Below are 18,860 nucleotides of genomic sequence, written 5' to 3'. Positions count from 1 at the left end.
CGCGGGGGGGGGGGGGGGGGGAAGAGGGGGGGGGGGGGGGGGGGGGGTGTTGGGGTGTGTGGGTTTTGTCGCCCCCCGAAAAAGCAAAGGGGGGGGAAAGAAGACGCACGCACAGACTAATTCCTCTCACCCCCCCACCCCCCTCCCCACCCCCCCCCCCCCCCCCCCCCCCCCCCCCCCCCCCCCCCCCCCTCCCCCCCCCCCCGCGGTGTCTGGACGGTCCTGGTCTTCTCAACCCGGATGAAGGAGTACTTGGATGAGCAGCGAGCGCCTGACCGGGCTCCTCGACGAGTACGCCGAGCTGGAGAAGCAGCTGTCTGATCCGGCGATCCACGCGGACCAGACCACCGCCCGCCGGGTCGGTCGCCGGTTCGCCGAGCTGGCCCCGCTGCACAAGGCCGCTGGCGAGCTCGCCCAGGCCCGGGCCGATCTGGCCGCCGCCCGGGAGCTGGCCGGCGAGGACCCGGCGTTCACCGTCGAGGCGGAGGCAATCGCCGCCAGCCTGCCCGACCTGGAGGCCCGCCTCGCCGAACTGCTGATCCCCCGGGACCCGCACGACGCCAAGGACGTCATCGTCGAGATCAAGGCGGGCGAGGGCGGCGAGGAGTCGGCGCTGTTCGCCGGCGACCTGCTACGGATGTACCTGCGGTACGCCGAACGGCGCGGCTGGCAGGTCGAGGTGCTCGACTCGCAGGATTCCGACCTCGGCGGGGTCAAGGACGTCTCGCTCGCGATCAAGTCGCGGGGGGTGCCCGAGGGCGGTAACGGCGTCTGGTCCCGGCTCAAGTGGGAGGGCGGCGTGCACCGGGTGCAGCGGGTGCCGGTTACCGAGTCGCAGGGCCGGATCCACACCAGCGCCGCCGGGGTGCTGGTGCTGCCGGAAGCCGAGGACGTCGAGGTCAACGTCGACCCGAACGAACTACGCGTCGACGTGTTCCGCTCCTCCGGCCCCGGCGGCCAGTCGGTCAACACCACCGACTCGGCGGTGCGGATCACCCACCTGCCGACCGGCATCGTCGTCTCCTGCCAGAACGAGAAGAGCCAGCTGCAGAACCGGGAGCAGGCGATGCGGATCCTGCGCGCCAGGTTGCTCGCCGCCGCCCAGGAACAGGCCGACGCGGCGGCGTCCGACGCCCGCCGTTCCCAGGTGCGTACGGTCGACCGGTCCGAGCGGGTGCGCACCTACAACTACCCGCAGAACCGGATCACCGACCATCGGATCGGCTACACGGCGTACAACATGGACCTGGTGGTCGGCGGGGAGCTTGACGGCGTCCTCGACGCGCTCGCCGAGGCGGACCGGGCAGCTCGGCTCGCCGGTGACACCGAACTGACCCGCCGCTGACCGGCCCCACCGGCCCCACCGGCACCGGCTGTGCCGCTGACCGCGGCCACACCGGCACCGGCCGGGCGGTCAGCGCACCGGATGGGGCCGCTGCCGGGCCTCGCGCATCTGTCGGGCGGCCACCTCGAAGGCCCGGCTGAGCGCTTCGCGCAACCCCGGACCGGAACCGCTGATCTCGGCGTAGCCGACGCTGACCCCGACCGGAGTGCCGGGCACCAGCGACTCCCACTCCTCACCGGCCACCGCGGCGGTGATTCGGCGGGCCACGTCGGCCGCCTCGGCCGGGCCGGCGCCCGGCAGCACCACCACGAACTCGTCGCCGCCGTACCTGGCCACGAAGTCACCCCGGCGCATCACCCGGTTGATCACCCCGGCGACCCGTTGCAGCACCAGGTCACCGGAGTGGTGGCCATGCACGGTGTTGACCGACTTGAAACCGTCCAGGTCGCAGACCATCACCACGGCCCGGTCGCCCCGGCCGGCCATGTCGGTGACGTAGAGGTCGAGGTGGCGGCGGCTGGCCAGCCCGGTCAACGGGTCGGTCAACGCCTCCTGGGTGTACTGCGCGGCGGAGCGACGCATCTCCTCCTGGTCCAGCCGGGCGGCGATGCCGTCGACGTACATGTCGCGCAGCCGGTCGTTGCGCCGGGTGGCCAGCCGGAACGCGTACCGGTCGGCGTCGTGCGCGGCGGCGTGGTCGCCAGCCCGGGTCTGCGCGACGCTGCGCAGCCGGGCCGTCTCGGCGGCACCGAGCGTCTCGGCGGAGACCACCGCCGTGGACAGGCGGGTCAACGCCTCCGCCGGCCGGTCCGCCGCGATGGTCAGGCAGACCACCCCGAGCTGGCGCAGGTCGCGGGCGCGGGCACTGTCGCCGCCGTCGATCATCAGGCGGGTGGCCTCCGGGGCGCCGGGGGGCAGCCGGGCCGGCTCACCGAGCGCGGCGAGCCGGGCCAGCGCGTACCCGTACGCCACCCGGCTGCTCGGGCGTAGCAGCCCGGTCCGGTCGGCGTGCACGAACTTCGCCAGGTCGCTGCCGATGTCGCGGAGCACCCGCAGGCAGCCGTCGGTGTCTCCATGATGGTCCAACGCGACGGCGTTGCGCAGCCGGATGCCGGGCGCGGCGAAGGTCTCCTCTGGAATGCCGGTGGCGTTGCCGAGCTGCCGGGCGTGCTCGATGGCACTCAGCGCGTACCCGTGGAAACTGAGGTAGGAGTAGGCCATCGCCAGGTCGTGCCAGCCCCAGGCGGTTTCCCGGTCGACGTCGGTGGCCGCGCCGAGCGCCCGCGCGCTGTGCACCAGATGGGTGACGCACCGGTCGAACGCGCCCTGCTGGTGGGCGGCGAGCGCGGCCAGCGCGTGCAGGTGGCCGTGCAGGTACGGCTCGCTGACGTCCCGGGCCGCCTCGAACGCCCGGTCGACGGCCACCGTGTACTCGGCGGACCGGCCGAGGTTGAGCAGCGCGGAGAGCCGCTGCACCAGCGCGTCGGCCCGTACGTACCGGTTGCTGGTGCTCCGGATCACCTGCTCGAAGGCGACACAGGCTTCGGCCGAGCGGCTGCTTTCCATCAGCGCCCGGGCCTGCATCAGCGCCTCGGCCTGGTCGGTGAGCCGGTCGAGCCAACCCACGCACAACCTCCCTGGAGCCCGCTGGAATCTGGCGGAGCACACACCCGACCCGATCCGCGACCTGTTCCACGGACGCCCGGGTGGACGCACCATGATTATGTCGTGAACCACTTGCCAGAGAACACCTCCGGATTGCCGGATCGGACGCCGGTCCGAGCCGCCGTGGCTGCCGCGGCCGCCCGGCTGGCCGCCGCCGGTGTCGCCGCCGCCCGGGTCGACGCGGAGCTGATTGCCGCCTCGGTGCTGGACATTCCGCGTGGCCGGCTGGCACTGAGTGGCGACTTCGACGAGACCGACATCGGCAGGTTCCACAGTCTGGTGACCCGCCGGGCGGCTGGGGAACCGGTGCAGCACCTCACCGGATCGGCACCGTTTCGTTATCTCGAGCTCGCGGTGGGGCCGGGGGTCTTCGTGCCCCGGCCGGAGACCGAGCTGCTCGCCGGGGCGGGCGTCGACGCGCTGCGTGACCAGCCCGGCGAGGCGGTCGTCGTCGACCTGTGCAGCGGCAGTGGCGCGGTGGCGCTGGCAGTCGCGCACGAGGTTCCGACGGCCCGGGTGGTCGCGGTCGAACGCTCGACGGACAGCCTGCGCTGGCTGCGCCGCAACGCCCGGCGACAGGCCGCCGCCGGGGACCGGCCGATCGAGGTGCGGGCCGGCGATGTCCGGGATCCGGACCTGCTCGGCGAGTTCGCCGGCCGGGTGGACGTGCTGCTGTGCAATCCGCCGTACGTACCGGACGGCACCCCGGTGCCGCCGGAGGTCGCCGGGCACGACCCGGCCGAAGCGGTCTTCGGCGGGCCGGACGGCCTGGCGGTCATCCGACCGGTGGTGCACCGCGCCGTGACCCTGCTGCGCCCCGGCGGGCTGTTCGGCGTGGAGCACGACGACGGCCATGCCGCCGCCGTCGTCGCGTTGGTCGTCGCCGCCGGCCGGTTCGACGCTGTCACCAGCCACCGCGATCTGGCCGGCCGGCCGCGTTTCGTGACCACCCGCCGGACGGGCTGACGGCAGCTGGCGGTGATCGGTGCGGATCAGCGGGCGGGCACGTGGCAGACTGGCACACCGTGATGCTCTATGACTGCCGGTCCGCCGCCGACCGTGACAAAGGCATCGCCGCGGCGATCGAGGCGGTCAAGAACGGCGAGCTGGTCGTGCTGCCGACCGACACCGTGTACGGCGTCGGCGCCGACGCCTTCACCTCGTACGCCGTCACCGCGCTGCTCAACGCCAAGGGTCGGGACCGGCAGATGCCGCCGCCGGTGCTGGTCGGTTCCCGGCACACCCTCGATGGTCTGGTGCTGATCCTGCCGCCGACCGCCCGCGACCTGGCCGACGCCTTCTGGCCGGGGGCGCTCACCATGATCGTCGAGCACGCGCCCAGCCTGAACTGGGATCTGGGGGATACCAACGGCACCGTCGCGGTCCGGATGCCGCTGCATCCGGTGGCGTTGGAGGTGCTGCGGGAGACCGGTCCGATGGCGGTCTCGTCGGCGAACAAGACCGGCCGGCCGCCGGCGGTGACCGCCGCCGAGGCCCGGGACCAGCTCGGCTACTCGGTGCGCGCGTACCTGGAGGCCGGCCCGTGCCCCGACCCCGTGCCAAGCACCATCGTCGACCTGACCGGCGACGTGCCCCGGGTGGTCCGCGACGGCGCGGTCCCGATCGAGAAGCTGCGTGACGTGGTCCCGGACATCATCGGTACGGAGTCCTAGTGCCGCCGTTCACCGTTCTTCATGTCTGCATGGGCAACATCTGCCGTTCGCCGATGGCCGAGCGGCTGTTGGTGCTGGCGCTCGAGCAGCGGCTGGACCGGCTCGGTCCGGCCGCCGCGCCGCCGGTCGAGGAGCTGTTGCACAGCCACAGCGCCGGCACCGGCGGTTGGCACGCCGGCGAGGAGATGAATCCGCCGGCGGCCCGCCAGGTGCTCGCCCGGGGCGGGCAGGTCGACGGCTTCGCCGCCCGCAAGCTGCGGTCCGACCAGATCGACGCCGCCGATCTGGTCCTCACCGCCACCGCCGACCAGCTCGAGTACGTGCTCGCGTTGCGCCCGGACGCCGCCGAGCGCACCTTCGTGCTCGGCGAGTTCGGCCGGTTGCTGCCGGCGGTGGACGCGGCGGGGCTGCCCGGTGCCCGGTCGGGTCCGGACGCGGCGGTCACCCCGGAGGCGGTGCACGCCCGGGGCGCGGCACTGGTCGCCGCGGTCGCGGTGGTCCGGGCCGGTGCCGGTCCCCAGCCGGGGGACGATCTGGACGATCCGTGGGGGCGCGGCGACCACACCTTTGCCCGGGTAGCCGACGAGATCGAGGAGACGGTGGGAGCGCTCGGCGTGGCGCTGCTGCCCTGAGATCGGCGGGGCGGGCAGAGGATGCAGGCGGAGGTCGTCCGATGATGCGTAGTCGGCTTCGGCACCTGCCGGTGCCGTCGATGGTGTCGGCGGTGCTGCTGGTGGTGCTCGCCGGGGTCGGCGGCTGGCTGGACGGAGTCCCGGGGGCGGTCGGCGCCGCCGTCGGTGTCGCGCTGGTGGCGGCCAGCTATGTGGCCTCCAGCCTGGCGCTGGCCTGGGCGGACTCGGTGCATCCGCAGATGGTGCTCAGTGTGGGCCTGCTCACCTACAGCCTGAAGTTCGCGCTGCTCGGGGTGGCGGTGTTCGCGGTGGCGGCGTCGGACTGGCCGGGGCAGCGGATGCTGGCGGTGGCGATCATCGTGGCAACAGTGGGATGGATCACGGCCCAGGTGTGGTGGACCTTCCGGGCCCGGATCCCGTACGTGGAGATCGATCCGCACTGATCATCCGGTGACCCCGGGTGCCCATCGACGGCGGGGTCAGCGGCGAGGATCAACGATATTCGCGAGGATTTGTCGGATTTGACCTACGCTGAGGCCGAGATCGCCGGTGGTGTGGGGAGTGGATACCGACCGGGGCGGAAGAGGAGTAGCGTGTGCACCCATCTGATGTGCGACCGGGTCGCCCACACAACGAGGGTTGTGCGGGGGGTGACGCACAGCCTTCATCGTTGCCCTGATATGTTTCCGGCGTCATGGCCGGTGAACCACCTTTCGAACCCGCAGGTCCCTCGGGGGCCGACACCGGGTTTGCCGCGATCGGCTACCTGCTCGGCGGGATGGCCGTGTGGGGCGGCGCGGGGTGGCTCGTCGACCGTTGGCTGGACCTGCCCAACGTCGGGCTGCTGATCGGGCTGATCGGCGGGACGGCGGCCGGGGTCTACCTGACCGTTAAGAAGCTGGGCGCGTGAACCAGGCCCGACCAACGGAGGATGCGCGTTGATTGAGCAGCCGACCGTTCTCGCCGCGGAGTTCCCTCCCGGCGTGGATGCCTTCGACTTCCGCAGCCTGATCCCCGGGTTGGACGGCACCGCCTGGGCGGCCGCCTTCACCAAGATCACGCTGCTGCTCTGGATCGCCGCCGCACTGGTGATGATCTTCTTCCTGGTTACCTACCGCAGCCCGAAGCTGGTGCCGACCAAGGGCCAGTGGCTGGCCGAGTCGGTGTACGGCATGGTTCGCGACAACATCGCCCGGGACGTCATCGGCCGGGACGGGGTGCGGTTCGCGCCCTACCTGACGGTGCTGTTCTGCTTCATCCTGCTGAACAACCTCTGGGGCATCGTCCCGTTCGCCCAGATCTCCCCGATGTCGCACATCGCCTTCCCGATGGTGTTGGCCTTGGTCAGCTGGCTGCTCTACATCGGCCACGGCATCGCCAAGTGGGGTTTCGTCGGTTACGTCAAGCACGTCTGCTGGGTCTCCGGCGCGCCGCTGTGGGTGCAGCCGATCCTGGTGCCGATCGAGTTCGTCTCGAACCTGATCCTGCGGCCCGTCACGCTGTCGGTCCGACTCTTCGCCAACATGTTCGCCGGCCACATGATCCTGCTGGTCTTCACCCTCGGCGGCGTGGCGCTGTTCCAGGCCGACAGCCTGTTCATCAAGCCCATCGCGGTGCTGAGCTGGGGCATGGCGATCGTGATGACCTTCTTCGAGTTCGGCATCATGGTTCTCCAGGCGTACGTGTTCACCCTGCTCAGCGCGACCTATCTGCAGCACTCCCTGGCCGAGTCGCACTGATTCCGCCTCCCTCGACCGATACACGTCCATGGGTCAGCCGCGTGGACGACAACTGAACATTCACCTAAACGTGCGCGTGACGGACACGCGTTCAACGCAGGAGGAAAACAACCATGGAGATCACCGGCAGCCTGAACGCCATCGGCTACGGCATCGCCGCCCTCGGCCCCGGTATCGGCGTTGGTCTGGTGTTCGCCGCCTACATCCAGGCGACCGCCCGCCAGCCGGAGAGCGCCGGCCTGACCCGGGTCTACATGTTCATGGGCTTCGCCGTGATCGAGGCGCTCGCCCTGCTCGGTCTGGTGCTCGCGTTCGCGCTCAACTGACCCGGCCGGCATTCGGTGAGCCGATGGGCTCACCGCGTCTGACTCGGTGACCGGTTGCGCGAGCGCCGGTCCGGGCGAAGGGAAGTGTCCATGTACGAAGAAGTCACGTACATCGCCGCGGAAGAGGGCGGGAACATCCTGCTCCCGCCGCTGTCCGAGATCATCGTCGGCCTGATCGCCTTCGGGCTGCTCGTCGCCGTACTGCTGAAGTTCGTGTTCCCGCGGATGGAAGCGATGTACCAGGCGCGGGTCGAGGCGATCGAGGGCGGCATCAAGCGGGCCGAGGCCGCCCAGGCCGAGGCGAACCAGCTGCTGGAGCAGTACAAGGCCCAGCTGGCCGAGGCGCGTACCGACGCGGCCCGCATCCGCGACGACGCCCGGGCCGACGCCGAAGGGATCCGGCAGGACATCCTCGCCAAGGCGCGAGAGGAGTCCGACCGGATCATCGCGGCCGGCAAGGAGCAGCTCGCCGCCGAGCGGCAGACCATCATCCGGGAGCTGCGCGCCGAGGTCGGCACGCTCGCGGTCGACCTGGCCGGCCGGATCGTCGGGGACGCGCTCGCCGACGAAGCCCGCCGTAAGGGCACCGTCGAGCGGTTCATGGCCGACCTGGAGAACGCGGGGGCCCGCTGATGCAGTCCGCCACCAGCCGGGAGTCCTACGCCGCGGTGACCGAGCGACTGGTCGGCTACGTCGCCGGTGCCGCCCCGACGGCGGTCGCGACCACGGCCGACGAGATCCTCTCGGTGGCCGACCTGCTGCGCCGTCAGCCCCGGCTGCGGCGGGCGCTGGCCGACCCGGCCCGGCCCGCCGACGACCGGACCGGGCTGCTGCGCGGCCTGTTCGAAGGCAAGACCGGCGCGGACAGCCTCGACCTGCTCGACGCGGTCGTCGCGGCCCGCTGGTCGGCGCCGTCGGAGCTGCTCGACGCCACCGAGCGACTCGGCGTCGACACCGCACTGGCCGGTGCCGAGTCGGCCGGCGAGCTGGCCGAGGTGGAGGACGAGCTGTTCCGGTTCGGCAAGATCATCGACGGCGACCCGCAGCTGGGTGCCGTGGTCGGTGACGTCGCCGTGCCGGCCGACCGGCGGGTCGAACTGGTCCGCACGCTGCTCACCGGAAAGGCGCTGCCGGCCACGGTGCGCCTCGCCGAGCAGGCGGTCCGGGGCTTCGGCGGCCGTTCCATCGGAGCCGGGCTTGGCCGCCTGGTCGAGATGGCCGCCGCCCGGCGGGACCGGCAGGTCGCGCACGTCACGGTCGCCGCACCACTGACCCAGCCCGAGGAGCAGCGGCTGGGCGCCACGTTGGCCGAGATGTACGGTCGGGAGGTATCCGTCAAGTTGACGGTCGACCCCGCCGTACTCGGCGGGATGAGCGTACGGATCGGTTCCGACCTGTACGACGGCACCGTTCGGCGCCGCCTCATCGACACTCGCAAGGCGCTCGCCGGGCGCTGATTCAGTCCATGCCGTTCCGGGTTCATCCGGGCCACTAGACATAGAGGAAGCAGAGGATGGCCGAGCTGACCATCTCGTCGGACGAGATCCGTGGTGCCCTAGAACGCTACGTCTCCTCCTACACGCCGGAGCTGTCTCGTGAAGAGGTCGGCACCGTGGCGGACGCCGGGGACGGCATCGCCCACGTCGAGGGCCTGCCCTCGGCGATGGCAAACGAACTGCTGGAATTCGAGGACGGCACGCTGGGCGTGGCGTTGAACCTCGACGTACGTGACATCGGTGTGGTCGTCCTGGGCGACTACGCCGGCATCGAGGAGGGCCAGCGCGTCAAGCGCACCGGCCGGGTGCTCTCCGTCCCGGTCGGCGACGCCTTCCTGGGCCGGGTGGTCAGCGCGCTCGGTGAGCCGATCGACGGCCTCGGTGACATCGCCAACGACGGCTTCCGCGAGCTGGAGCTGCAGGCGCCGAACGTGATGGCCCGCCAGTCGGTGTCCGAGCCGCTGCAGACCGGTATCAAGGCGATCGACGCGATGACCCCGATCGGCCGCGGCCAGCGGCAGCTGATCATCGGCGACCGCAAGACCGGTAAGACCACCGTCGCGCTGGACACGATCCTCAACCAGCGGGCCAACTGGGAATCCGGCGACCCGGCCAAGCAGGTCCGCTGCATCTACGTGGCGATCGGGCAGAAGGCTTCCACCATCGCCTCGATCAAGGGCGTGCTGGAGGAGCACGGCGCGATGGAGTACACCACCATCGTCGCCTCGCCCGCCTCCGACCCGGCCGGCTTCAAGTACATCGCTCCGTACACCGGGTCGTCGATCGGCCAGCACTGGATGTACGCCGGCAAGCACGTGCTGATCGTCTTCGACGACCTGAGCAAGCAGGCCGAGGCGTACCGCGCGGTGTCGCTGCTGCTGCGCCGTCCGCCGGGCCGCGAGGCGTACCCGGGTGACGTCTTCTACCTGCACTCCCGGCTGCTGGAGCGGTGCGCGAAGCTCTCCGACGAGCTGGGCGGCGGCTCGTTGACCGGCCTGCCGATCATCGAGACCAAGGCCAACGACATCTCGGCCTTCATCCCGACCAACGTCATCTCGATCACCGACGGGCAGATCTTCCTGGAGACCGACCTGTTCAACCAGGGCCAGCGGCCGGCGATCAACGTCGGTACGTCGGTCTCCCGGGTCGGTGGCGCCGCGCAGGTCAAGCCGATGAAGAAGGTCGCCGGCCGGCTGCGGCTGGACCTGGCCCAGTACCGCGAGCTGGAGGCGTTCTCCGCGCTCGCCTCCGACCTGGACAAGGCGTCGCGCAACCAGCTGGAGCGCGGTGCCCGCCTGGTCGAGCTGCTCAAGCAGCCGAACTACTCGCCGTTCCCGGTGCAGGAGCAGGTCATCTCGGTCTGGTCCGGCACCGAGGGCAAGCTCGACGACATCCCGGTCGGCGACGTCCGGCGGTTCGAGTCGGAGTTCCTGGAGTACCTGCGGCACTCCCACTCCGGCACGCTGGACTCGATCGCCGCGCACAACTGGGACGACGAGATCATCACGACGCTGTCCGACGCGGTCGAGAAGTTCAAGCAGATGTTCCTGTCCAAGGACCCGGAGCGGGTGATCAACGAGGCGCCGGCCGAGGCCCTGGAGGGCGAGCAGGAACGCGAGAGCGTCACCCGGTACGTCTCCGACACTGACGCCGAGAAGGAATAGGGCGGTTCCGGATGCCAGCGCAGGTTCGGGTACTCCGCCAGCGGATCCGCTCGGCGAAGTCGATGAAGAAGATCACCAAGGCGATGGAGCTCGTCGCGACGAGTCGGGTCGCCAAGGCCCAGGCGCGGGTGGCGGCCTCGCTGCCGTACGCCAACGCGATCACCGGTGTGCTCACCGCGCTGGCCTCCAACGCCTCGGTCGACCATCCGCTGCTGACCGCGCGCCCGAAGGTGCGCCGGGCCGGCGTGCTGGTGATCACCAGCGACCGGGGCCTGGCCGGCGGGTACAGCACCAACGCGATCAAGACAGCGGAGTCGCTCATCGAGCGGCTGAAGGCCGACGGCAAGGAACCGGTGCTGTACGTGATCGGCCGCAAGGGCGTCTCGTACTACCGGTTCCGTAACCGGCCGATCGAAGCGAGCTGGACCGGCTTCTCCGAGCAGCCCGGCTTCGCCGACGCCCGGGAAGTCGGCCAGACTCTGATCGCGGCGTTCCAGCGCGGGGCGGACGACACCGACGGCGGCGGGGCCGACCAGGTGCTCGGGGTGGACGAGCTGCACATCGTCTCGACCGAGTTCAAGTCGCTGATGACGCAGACCCCGGTTCCCCGGATCCTCGGCCCGATGGAGGTCAAGGACGAGCCGAGGGACGCTGCCGGGGTGCTGCCGGCGTACGAGTTCGAGCCGAACGCCGAGGCCCTGCTCGACGCGTTGCTGCCCAAGTACATCAACACCCGGATCTACGCGGCACTGGTCGAATCGGCGGCGAGTGAATCGGCGGCCCGGCGGCGGGCGATGAAGAGCGCCACCGACAACGCCGAGGAAATGATCGAGAAGTACACGCGGCTAATGAACTCGGCGCGTCAGGCCGGGATCACTCAGGAGATCAGCGAGATCGTCGGCGGCGCCAACGCGCTCGCGGCGGCGGGAAGTGAAGTGTGATGACTGCCTCTGTAGAAACCCAGGCAACCGGAGCGACCGCATCGGCTACCGGCCGCGTGGTCCGGGTCATCGGCCCGGTCGTCGACGCCGAGTTCCCGCGCGACGCGATGCCCGACATCTTCAACGCCCTGCACGTGGACGTCGCGCTTGCCGGCGGCGAGCGGACCCTGACCCTCGAGGTCGCCCAGCACCTCGGCGACAACGTCATCCGGGCCATCTCGATGCAGCCGACCGACGGCATGGTCCGGGGCGCGGAGGTCCGCGACACCGGTTCGCCGATCATGGTGCCGGTCGGTGACGGCATCAAGGGCCGGGTGTTCAACACCATCGGTGAGTGCCTCAACCTGGCCGAGGGCGAGACGCTGCAGGTGACCGAGCGCCGGTCGATCCACCAGAAGGCGCCGGCGTTCGCCGACCTGGAGCCGAAGACCGAGATGCTGGAGACCGGCATCAAGGTGCTCGACCTGCTCGCCCCGTACGTCAAGGGCGGCAAGATCGGCCTGTTCGGCGGTGCCGGCGTGGGCAAGACGGTGCTCATCCAGGAAATGATCATCCGGGTCGCGAACAACTTCGGTGGTACGTCGGTCTTCGCCGGCGTCGGGGAGCGGACCCGTGAAGGTAACGACCTGATCCACGAGATGACCGAGTCCGGCGTCATCGACAAGACCGCGCTGGTCTACGGCCAGATGGACGAGCCGCCGGGTACCCGGTTGCGGGTCGCGCTCGCCGCGCTGACCATGGCCGAGTACTTCCGGGACGTGCAGAAGCAGGAAGTGCTGCTGTTCATCGACAACATCTTCCGGTTCACCCAGGCCGGTTCCGAGGTCTCCACGCTGCTCGGCCGGATGCCGTCCGCGGTGGGTTACCAGCCCACGCTGGCCGACGAGATGGGCGAGCTGCAGGAGCGGATCACCTCGGTCCGGGGCCAGGCGATCACCTCGATGCAGGCGATCTACGTACCCGCCGACGACTACACCGACCCGGCGCCGGCCACCACCTTCGCCCACCTGGACGCCACCACCAACCTGGAGCGGTCCATCTCCGACAAGGGCATCTACCCGGCGGTGGACCCGCTGGCGTCCTCGTCGCGGATCCTCGCCCCGGAGTTCGTCGGCCAGGAGCACTACGCGGTGGCTTCCGAGGTGAAGCGAATTCTGCAGAAGTACAAGGACCTGCAGGACATCATCGCCATCCTCGGTATGGAGGAGCTCTCCGAGGAAGACAAGATCACCGTCTCCCGGGCCCGCCGGATCGAGCGGTTCCTGTCGCAGAACACCTACGCGGCCGAGGTCTTCACCGGCATCAAGGGTTCGTACGTGCCGGTGAAGGACACCATCGAAGCCTTCCGCAAGATCAGTGAAGGGGAGTACGACCACTTCCCTGAGCAGGCCTTCTTCATGTGCGGTGGGCTCGACGACCTGGAGCGCAACGCCCAGGAGCTCATGAAGGGCTGACGACGGCGCAGCCGTCGGCCTGGAGGAAGGGCTGACGACGGCGTCTGACGAGCGCCCCGCCATCGCGGCGGGGCGCTCGTCGCGTTTCACCCGACGCCAGGGGCGTCTCACTCGACGCCCGCGTCGTTTCACCCGACGCTCACCTGTGGCCCGCGTTTGCCGGCAGCCGGCCGGGGTACCCGACCGGCTCTGCGGCGGACGGGGGGCGGAGCATGATGCAACCGGATCGGACCCGGGCACGCCCAGCGAGGATGAGCCGGCCGGAACGGCTGGCGTTGCTCGCCGTACTCGTCGGTCTGCTTCTCGCCGGTGGGGCCGTGGTGGTGCTCAGCCGCACCGTCGCCGACCGGTACGCGGCCGCCGTACCCACCGCGGACCTGTTCGGCGACGTCGGCGTCGGCACCGGTGTGGACAGCGCTCCGGACGACCGGCTCACCGGCCCGGTCAACCTGCTGGTGGCCGGCATCGACCGGCCGACCGACCAGCCGGAGAAGGTGCCCCGGGCGGACACCGTGCTGCTGGTGCACGTGCCGAGCGGGCTGTCCCGGGCGTACCTGATCTCGCTGCCCCGGGACCTGCTGGTGGACGTCCCGGCGTTCGGTGTCAGCGGCCACCCGGGCGGCGTCGACCGGATCAACGCCGCGATGGCGTACGGCAGCCGGGTGCCCGGTGCCGAGCACCCGGACCCGGTGACCGGTTTCCAACTGCTCGCGGCGACGGTCTCGGCCCGCACCGGGATCGACCGGTTCGACGCCGGTGTGATCGTCAACTTCGCCGGCCTGGAACGCCTGGTCGACGCGGTCGGCGGGGTACGGATGATCATCGACGTCGATGTGCGCTCGGCGCACCGCCAACCGGACGGCCGGCCGCGGCCGGGCAATCCCGACGGCCCCGGGTACGTCGGACCGCAGGCCGAGTACAAGCAGGGGGAACAGCGGCTCAACGGCTGGCAGGCGTTGGACTACGTCCGGCAGCGGGACAGCCTGCCGGACGGCGACTACGGCCGGCAGCGGCACCAACGGCAGCTGGTCCGGGCGTTGGCCGAGCAAGTGATCAGCCGGGACCTGATCACCGAACCGGGTCGGTTGACCGCAGTGCTGGAGGCCGCCGGTGAGGCGGTGGTGGTGGGCACCCGGGGCCGGTCGCTGGTCGACTTCGCGTTGGCGCTGCGCCAACTGCGTGCCGACGGCATCGTCATGCTGGACCTGCCGGGCGTCGCCGTCACCGACCCGGTCGGCGGGTACCAGGGGGAGCGGTTCACCGACGACGCCGATGAATGCCTCGCCGCGTTGCGGGCCGGCGCTCTCGACCAGTTCGTGTTGACCCGTCCTGAACTGGTCAATCGCGAAAAGTAACGGGTGGCCGGGCGGGCACCCGGCTGGGAGTCCGCGCATCGCCCCGATTAAACTCGGGTGGTCCTCGCCATCAAAGGAGTCCGCGTTGGCCAAGCAACTGCACGTCGAACTCGTCGCCGTCGAGGAGATGGTCTGGTCCGGTGAGGCAGAGATGGTGATCGCCCGCACCACCGAGGGCGAGCTCGGCGTACTGCCCGGCCACGCCCCGATGCTCGGCCAGCTCGCCGAGCCCGGCCAGGTACGGATCACGCTGCCGGGGCGGGAGCAGCTCGCTTACGATGTCGCCGGCGGGTTCCTCTCGGTGACCACCAACGGAGTGACGATTCTCGCGGAGGAAGCCACTCCGGCCGCCCCCGCTACCGCATCCGGACACTGAGCGGGCTGCGTCGATGTCGACCATCCAATGGTTCGGGATCGGCGTACTGATCCTGCTCGCCGCGATCCTGGTGCTGTTCGTCCGGCGGGCGCTGGTCGTCCGGGTGCGCGGCACCATCAAGTTGAGCTTCCGGGTCTCCACCATGGTTGACGGCCGTGGCTGGTCGTCCGGATTCGGCCGGTTCGCCGGTGATGAGCTGCGTTGGTACCGGATGTTCAGTTTCGCGCTGCGACCCAAACGTGTGCTGTCCCGGCACGGCCTGGCCGTGGAGAGCCGGCGCAGCCCACGAGGGCAGGAGCGGCTCGCGTTGCCGCACGACTGGGTGATCCTGCGGTGCACCAGCCACCACGCGCCGGTCGAGATCGCCATGGCGGAGTCGACGGTCACCGGCTTCAGCTCCTGGCTCGAGGCGAGCCTGCCGGGCGGGAGTTCGCGCAGCCTCGCCGCCTGACCTCTCAAGGCGCATCCGGCGAACAGCAGCGACCACCCGTGGCCGGCGCCGCCGGGTGGTGAGCGCTGGGGACTCCTCCAACACCAGGTACGTCGTGCCGTACCGCCAGGAGCGGCCGGCCGGCCAGTGCTGGTACGGCTGCCAGCCGAGTTCACCCAGCAGCCAGGACCAGCCCGGTTCAGCCCCGGACAGATCGGGTACCCACAGCTCCACGTGGTGCAGTCCGGCCATCAGCTGATTCGCGATCTTGTCGAGATCAGCGCCCGCCGCCCGGTTTCCACAGCACGTCGCCGTCCGGGTTTGCGGTTCTGGACAGGATGAACAGCAGATCCGAGAGACGATTGAGATACTTTGCCGGGAGAGCACTAGTTCGTTCCGGTTCGTGGGTGATCAGCGCCCATGCCGAACGCTCGGCCCGCCGGGCGACGGTGCGGGCCACGTGGAGCAGCGCGGCACCGGGGGTACCGCCTGGCAGGACGAAGGAGTCAAGCTTGGCCAGCCGTGAGTTGTGCTCGTCGCACCAGCCCTCAAGCCGGGTCACGTACGCCTCGGTCACCCGCAGCGGCGGGTACGCCGGCTCCGGCTCGACCGGGGTGGCCAGGTCGGCGCCGACGTCGAACAGGTCGTTCTGGATCTGCCCGAGCAGCCCGCGCAGCGTCTCGTCGAGATCACCGAGCGCGAGGGCGACACCGAGCGCGGCATTGCATTCGTCGACATCGGCATACGCGCAGATGCGCGGGTCGGTCTTGGCGACCTGTTCGTTGTTGCTCAACCTGGTCGTGCCGGTGTCCCCGGCCTTGGTGTAGATGCGGGTGAGGTGGACGGCCATGAGCGACAGGGTACGGATTCTCAGCCGCGCCGGCAGCGCCACCGTCGAGCCAGCTCTGCTGCCGGCCGCGTCCGGAGACGTCATCCGGGTCGGCGGCGGTAGTCGGCTCGCCGGGACGGTGCCGGTGGAGGGCGCGAAGAACTCGGCGTTGAAACTGATGGCGGCGGCGTTGCTGGCACCGGGCCGGACGGTGATCGGCAACGTGCCGCGGATCACCGACATCGCCATCATGGCCGACGTGCTGCGCGGACTCGGCTGCGAAGTCACCATGAGCGAGTCCGACCAGCTGTCGGTTGCCGGACCGTCGTTGGTCGCCGGCTCGCGGTCGGCTGCTGGTTTGCGGCCGGTTGCCGGCTCGCCACGCGCCGACACGGTGATCATCGACGTGCCGCCGGCGCCCAGCTGTCAGCCCGACGTCGATCTGGTCCGCCGGCTGCGGGCGTCGATCTGCGTACTCGGCCCGCTGCTGGCCCGGTGCGGACGCGTCACCGTCGCCCAACCGGGCGGCGACGCGATCGGCTCGCGCGGGCTCGACATGCACGTGGCCGGCCTGGCCCGGATGGGTGCCGAGATCTCCGCCGCCGACGGCCTGGTCGTCGCCTCGGCCGCGCGGGGCCTGCACGGCGCGACGATCTGGTTGGACTTTCCGAGCGTCGGCGCCACCGAGAACCTGGTGATGGCGGCGGTGCTGGCCGATGGGATCACCGAGATCGACAACGCGGCCCGCGAGCCGGAGATCGTCGACATCTGCGCGATGCTCACCGAGATGGGCGCCCAGATCGACGGTGCCGGCACCGCCACCCTGCGGATCGAGGGTGTGCCGGAGCTGCGGCCGGTCCGCCACTCCACCATCGGCGACCGGATCGTCGCCGGCACCTGGGCGTTCGCCGCCGCGATGACCCGCGGCGACGTCACGGTACGCGGCGTCGACCCGTCGTTCCTGGCGGTCGCCCTCGACAAGGTGGCGGCCTCCGGGGCCACCGTCGACACCACCGGCGACGGTTTCCGGGTACGCATGGAACGTCGGCCGAGGGCGGTGGACGTGGTCACCCTGCCGTTCCCCGGCTTCGCCACCGACCTGCTGCCGATGGCGATCGGCCTGGCCTCGGTCAGCGAGGGGGCGTCACTGGTCACCGAGAACATCTTCGACGGCCGGTTCCAGTTCGTCGACGAACTGCTGCGGCTGGGTGCGGACATCAGGACCGACGGCCACCACGCCGTGGTACGCGGCCGGGAACGGCTGGTCGGCGGCCGGGTACGGGCGACCGACATCCGGGCCGGAGCCGGGCTGGTGATCGCCGGGCTCTGCGCCGAGGGGGTCACCGAGATCGCCGACGTGCACCACATCGACCGCGGCTACCCGAACTACGTGGCCGACCTGTGCTCGCTCGGCGTCCAGGTGCAGCGGCTGTCCGGGGCGCCGGCGGGGTGACCACTCGGCAGGCTCCTCGGCCATGCCTGCCGGAGGGCCGCCCGCCTCCCGGGTTAGCGATCGTTCAGGTGCGCCGGATAAGCTGCCAGCTGGCACATCCGGTCGAGGCGCGTGGACGAGGAGATGAAGAGATGGCAGGTCAGCTGGCAGTGATCGGCGCGGGGTTGATGGGCTCGGGCATCGCCCAGGTTGCCGCCCAGGCGGGCTGGCGGGTCATCCTGCGCGACCTGGACGACGCGGCGACCTCCCGGGGCGTCGCCGGCATCCGCCAGTCCCTGGACAAGTTCGCTGGCAAGGGCGTGATCAGCGCCGCCGACGTCGAGTCGACGATGGGTCGGATCACCACCACCACCGAGCTGGAGGCGGCGGCCGACGCTGATGTCGTCGTCGAGGCCGTCTTCGAGCGCATCGAGATCAAGCACGAGGTGTTCCGGGCACTCGACAAGATCTGCAAGGCGGACGCGGTGCTGGCGACCAACACGTCGGCGATCCCGGTGACCCAGATCGCCGCGGTCACCGGACGCCCCGAATCGGTGGTCGGTACCCACTTCTTCTCCCCGGTGCCGATGATGAAACTGTGCGAGCTGGTCCGCGGCTACAAGACCTCGGACGCGACGCTGGCCACCGCGAAGGCGTTCGCCGAGGAGATCGGCAAGACCTGCGTGGTGGTCAACCGGGACATCGCCGGCTTCGTCACCACCCGGCTGATCGCCGCGCTGGTCGTCGAGGCGGTCAAGCTCGTCGAGTCCGGCGTGGTCTCCGCCGAGGATCTCGACACCGCCTGCAAGCTGGGCTTCGGTCACGCGATGGGGCCGCTGGCCACTACCGACCTGACCGGCGCGGACGTGTTGCTGCACGCGGCGAAGAACATCTACGCCGACACCGCCGACGAGAAGTTCTTCCCGCCGGAGCTGCTGCAGCGCATGGTCACCGCCGGCGACCTGGGCCGCAAGACCGGCCAGGGCTTCTACACCTACTGACAGAGATGATGTTCATGAGCACCTCCCGTCGAGGTCTGACCCGCCTACTGACTGACTTCGGGTCCTTAACGGGATTTGTCGGCCTCGGTCGGGAGGTGCTCATGCACTCACCGGACGTGGCGTTGTGACCTAATAGGAGCCTGGCCAGAGGCCCCATCTCTGTCTTGTCCGCGTTGCCCGGCTGGTGCGTGCCGCCCTGCCCCCAGTCACGAACGACAGGACGACGATGCCCTCTATTACACCTGATATCGCCGCGGTCGAGGTCGTCGGTGGAGTCGATACCCACCAGGACACTCACACGGCCGCTGTGATCGACCTGGTCGGACGGGTTCTTGGCACCCAGCAGTTCCCGGCCACGACGGCCGGCTACACCGCCCTGCTGACCTGGATGCGCGGGTTCGGCCGTCTGCTGCGGGTCGGGGTCGAAGGCACCGGCGCCTACGGGGCCGGACTCGCTCGCAGACTCCGCGACGAGCAGGTTGAGCTGGTCGAGGTCGACCGC

General features: G+C 70.4%; 21 protein-coding genes and 1 pseudogene. 19 read left to right on the top strand and 3 right to left on the bottom strand.

Going from position 1 to position 18,860, the window contains the following annotated elements:
• Nucleotides 1-235: pseudogene (locus ACXAHD_RS24995) on the bottom strand (hypothetical protein); the annotation flags it as partial.
• A 21-nt stretch (nucleotides 236-256) separates the two neighbouring features.
• Between ACXAHD_RS24995 and prfA the strand changes: the two are divergent.
• Nucleotides 257-1,345: a peptide chain release factor 1 gene (prfA, locus tag ACXAHD_RS24990; protein WP_281551373.1), complete on the top strand. Its 1,089-nt coding sequence runs from the start codon at nucleotides 257-259 to the stop codon at nucleotides 1,343-1,345.
• A gap of 69 nt (nucleotides 1,346-1,414) precedes the next feature.
• Here the strand turns inward: prfA and ACXAHD_RS24985 are convergent, their stop codons facing one another.
• Nucleotides 1,415-2,971, bottom strand: coding sequence for a GGDEF domain-containing protein (locus ACXAHD_RS24985; protein WP_475053573.1), 1,557 nt, complete (start codon nucleotides 2,969-2,971; stop codon nucleotides 1,415-1,417).
• A gap of 102 nt (nucleotides 2,972-3,073) precedes the next feature.
• On the opposite strand from ACXAHD_RS24985, the gene prmC reads away from it, so the two are divergent.
• The 15 genes from prmC to ACXAHD_RS24910 all read left to right on the top strand — a co-directional run bounded on the left by prmC (nucleotide 3,074) and on the right by ACXAHD_RS24910 (nucleotide 15,117).
• Nucleotides 3,074-3,976: a peptide chain release factor N(5)-glutamine methyltransferase gene (gene prmC, locus ACXAHD_RS24980; protein ID WP_475053570.1), complete on the top strand. Its 903-nt coding sequence runs from the start codon at nucleotides 3,074-3,076 to the stop codon at nucleotides 3,974-3,976.
• A 62-nt stretch (nucleotides 3,977-4,038) separates the two neighbouring features.
• On the top strand, nucleotides 4,039-4,683 hold the full coding sequence (locus tag ACXAHD_RS24975; protein WP_281555688.1) for an L-threonylcarbamoyladenylate synthase: 645 nt from the start codon (nucleotides 4,039-4,041) through the stop codon (nucleotides 4,681-4,683).
• On the top strand, nucleotides 4,683-5,315 hold the full coding sequence (locus ACXAHD_RS24970) for an arsenate reductase/protein-tyrosine-phosphatase family protein (RefSeq protein ID WP_281551370.1): 633 nt from the start codon (nucleotides 4,683-4,685) through the stop codon (nucleotides 5,313-5,315). The genes ACXAHD_RS24975 and ACXAHD_RS24970 overlap by 1 nt, the downstream gene beginning before the upstream one ends.
• 41 nt (nucleotides 5,316-5,356) lie before the next feature.
• Nucleotides 5,357-5,758 (top strand): hypothetical protein, encoded by a 402-nt coding sequence (locus ACXAHD_RS24965; protein ID WP_475053566.1) that lies wholly within the window; start codon nucleotides 5,357-5,359, stop codon nucleotides 5,756-5,758.
• A gap of 251 nt (nucleotides 5,759-6,009) precedes the next feature.
• Nucleotides 6,010-6,225, top strand: a complete 216-nt coding sequence (locus tag ACXAHD_RS24960) for a hypothetical protein (RefSeq protein WP_281551368.1) — start codon at nucleotides 6,010-6,012, stop codon at nucleotides 6,223-6,225.
• 28 nt (nucleotides 6,226-6,253) lie between these two features.
• Complete coding sequence (gene atpB / locus ACXAHD_RS24955) at nucleotides 6,254-7,054, top strand: F0F1 ATP synthase subunit A (RefSeq protein ID WP_282232106.1); 801 nt, start codon at nucleotides 6,254-6,256, stop codon at nucleotides 7,052-7,054.
• Between the two features lie 113 nt (nucleotides 7,055-7,167).
• Nucleotides 7,168-7,380: an ATP synthase F0 subunit C gene (gene atpE, locus ACXAHD_RS24950; protein WP_123603394.1), complete on the top strand. Its 213-nt coding sequence runs from the start codon at nucleotides 7,168-7,170 to the stop codon at nucleotides 7,378-7,380.
• A gap of 90 nt (nucleotides 7,381-7,470) precedes the next feature.
• A complete protein-coding gene (locus ACXAHD_RS24945; RefSeq protein ID WP_278171188.1) occupies nucleotides 7,471-8,013 on the top strand; it encodes a F0F1 ATP synthase subunit B in 543 nt (180 codons plus the stop codon).
• Entirely contained in the window at nucleotides 8,013-8,837 is an 825-nt protein-coding gene (locus ACXAHD_RS24940) for a F0F1 ATP synthase subunit delta (protein ID WP_475053561.1), read from the top strand. The genes ACXAHD_RS24945 and ACXAHD_RS24940 overlap by 1 nt, the downstream gene beginning before the upstream one ends.
• A gap of 56 nt (nucleotides 8,838-8,893) precedes the next feature.
• A complete protein-coding gene (gene atpA / locus ACXAHD_RS24935) occupies nucleotides 8,894-10,540 on the top strand; it encodes a F0F1 ATP synthase subunit alpha (RefSeq protein ID WP_281551365.1) in 1,647 nt (548 codons plus the stop codon).
• 11 nt (nucleotides 10,541-10,551) lie between these two features.
• The gene (locus tag ACXAHD_RS24930; RefSeq protein WP_475053559.1) at nucleotides 10,552-11,481 is read left to right on the top strand and encodes a F0F1 ATP synthase subunit gamma; all 930 of its coding nucleotides are present in this window, start codon (nucleotides 10,552-10,554) and stop codon (nucleotides 11,479-11,481) included.
• On the top strand, nucleotides 11,481-12,935 hold the full coding sequence (atpD, locus tag ACXAHD_RS24925) for a F0F1 ATP synthase subunit beta (protein ID WP_278171181.1): 1,455 nt from the start codon (nucleotides 11,481-11,483) through the stop codon (nucleotides 12,933-12,935). The genes ACXAHD_RS24930 and atpD overlap by 1 nt, the downstream gene beginning before the upstream one ends.
• Nucleotides 12,936-13,186: 251 nt before the next feature.
• A complete protein-coding gene (locus tag ACXAHD_RS24920) occupies nucleotides 13,187-14,290 on the top strand; it encodes an LCP family protein (RefSeq protein ID WP_475053556.1) in 1,104 nt (367 codons plus the stop codon).
• A gap of 85 nt (nucleotides 14,291-14,375) precedes the next feature.
• Nucleotides 14,376-14,666 carry a F0F1 ATP synthase subunit epsilon gene (locus tag ACXAHD_RS24915; RefSeq protein WP_123603387.1) on the top strand — a complete coding sequence of 97 codons (291 nt, stop codon included), beginning with the start codon at nucleotides 14,376-14,378 and terminating at the stop codon, nucleotides 14,664-14,666.
• Nucleotides 14,667-14,679: 13 nt separating this feature from the next.
• Nucleotides 14,680-15,117, top strand: coding sequence for a DUF2550 domain-containing protein (locus ACXAHD_RS24910; RefSeq protein WP_278171179.1), 438 nt, complete (start codon nucleotides 14,680-14,682; stop codon nucleotides 15,115-15,117).
• Nucleotides 15,118-15,373: 256 nt separating this feature from the next.
• Here the strand turns inward: ACXAHD_RS24910 and ACXAHD_RS24905 are convergent, their stop codons facing one another.
• The gene (locus tag ACXAHD_RS24905; protein WP_289213529.1) at nucleotides 15,374-15,946 is read right to left on the bottom strand and encodes a cob(I)yrinic acid a,c-diamide adenosyltransferase; all 573 of its coding nucleotides are present in this window, start codon (nucleotides 15,944-15,946) and stop codon (nucleotides 15,374-15,376) included.
• On the opposite strand from ACXAHD_RS24905, the gene murA reads away from it, so the two are divergent.
• The 3 genes from murA to ACXAHD_RS24890 form a co-directional block, all read left to right on the top strand.
• On the top strand, nucleotides 15,945-17,378 hold the full coding sequence (murA, locus tag ACXAHD_RS24900) for a UDP-N-acetylglucosamine 1-carboxyvinyltransferase (RefSeq protein ID WP_281551362.1): 1,434 nt from the start codon (nucleotides 15,945-15,947) through the stop codon (nucleotides 17,376-17,378). The two genes, ACXAHD_RS24905 and murA, sit on opposite strands and share 2 nt — an antisense overlap.
• A 131-nt stretch (nucleotides 17,379-17,509) precedes the next feature.
• Nucleotides 17,510-18,358: a 3-hydroxyacyl-CoA dehydrogenase family protein gene (locus tag ACXAHD_RS24895; protein ID WP_281551361.1), complete on the top strand. Its 849-nt coding sequence runs from the start codon at nucleotides 17,510-17,512 to the stop codon at nucleotides 18,356-18,358.
• 226 nt (nucleotides 18,359-18,584) lie between these two features.
• The coding region (locus ACXAHD_RS24890; protein WP_475053550.1) for an IS110 family transposase at nucleotides 18,585-18,860 on the top strand (276 nt) is incomplete at its 3' end.

Source organism: Micromonospora sp. ABR4_055 (assembly GCF_056160425.1).
Note: the sequence above shows the minus strand (reverse complement) of the source record. Positions and strands in the feature narration are given on the sequence as shown.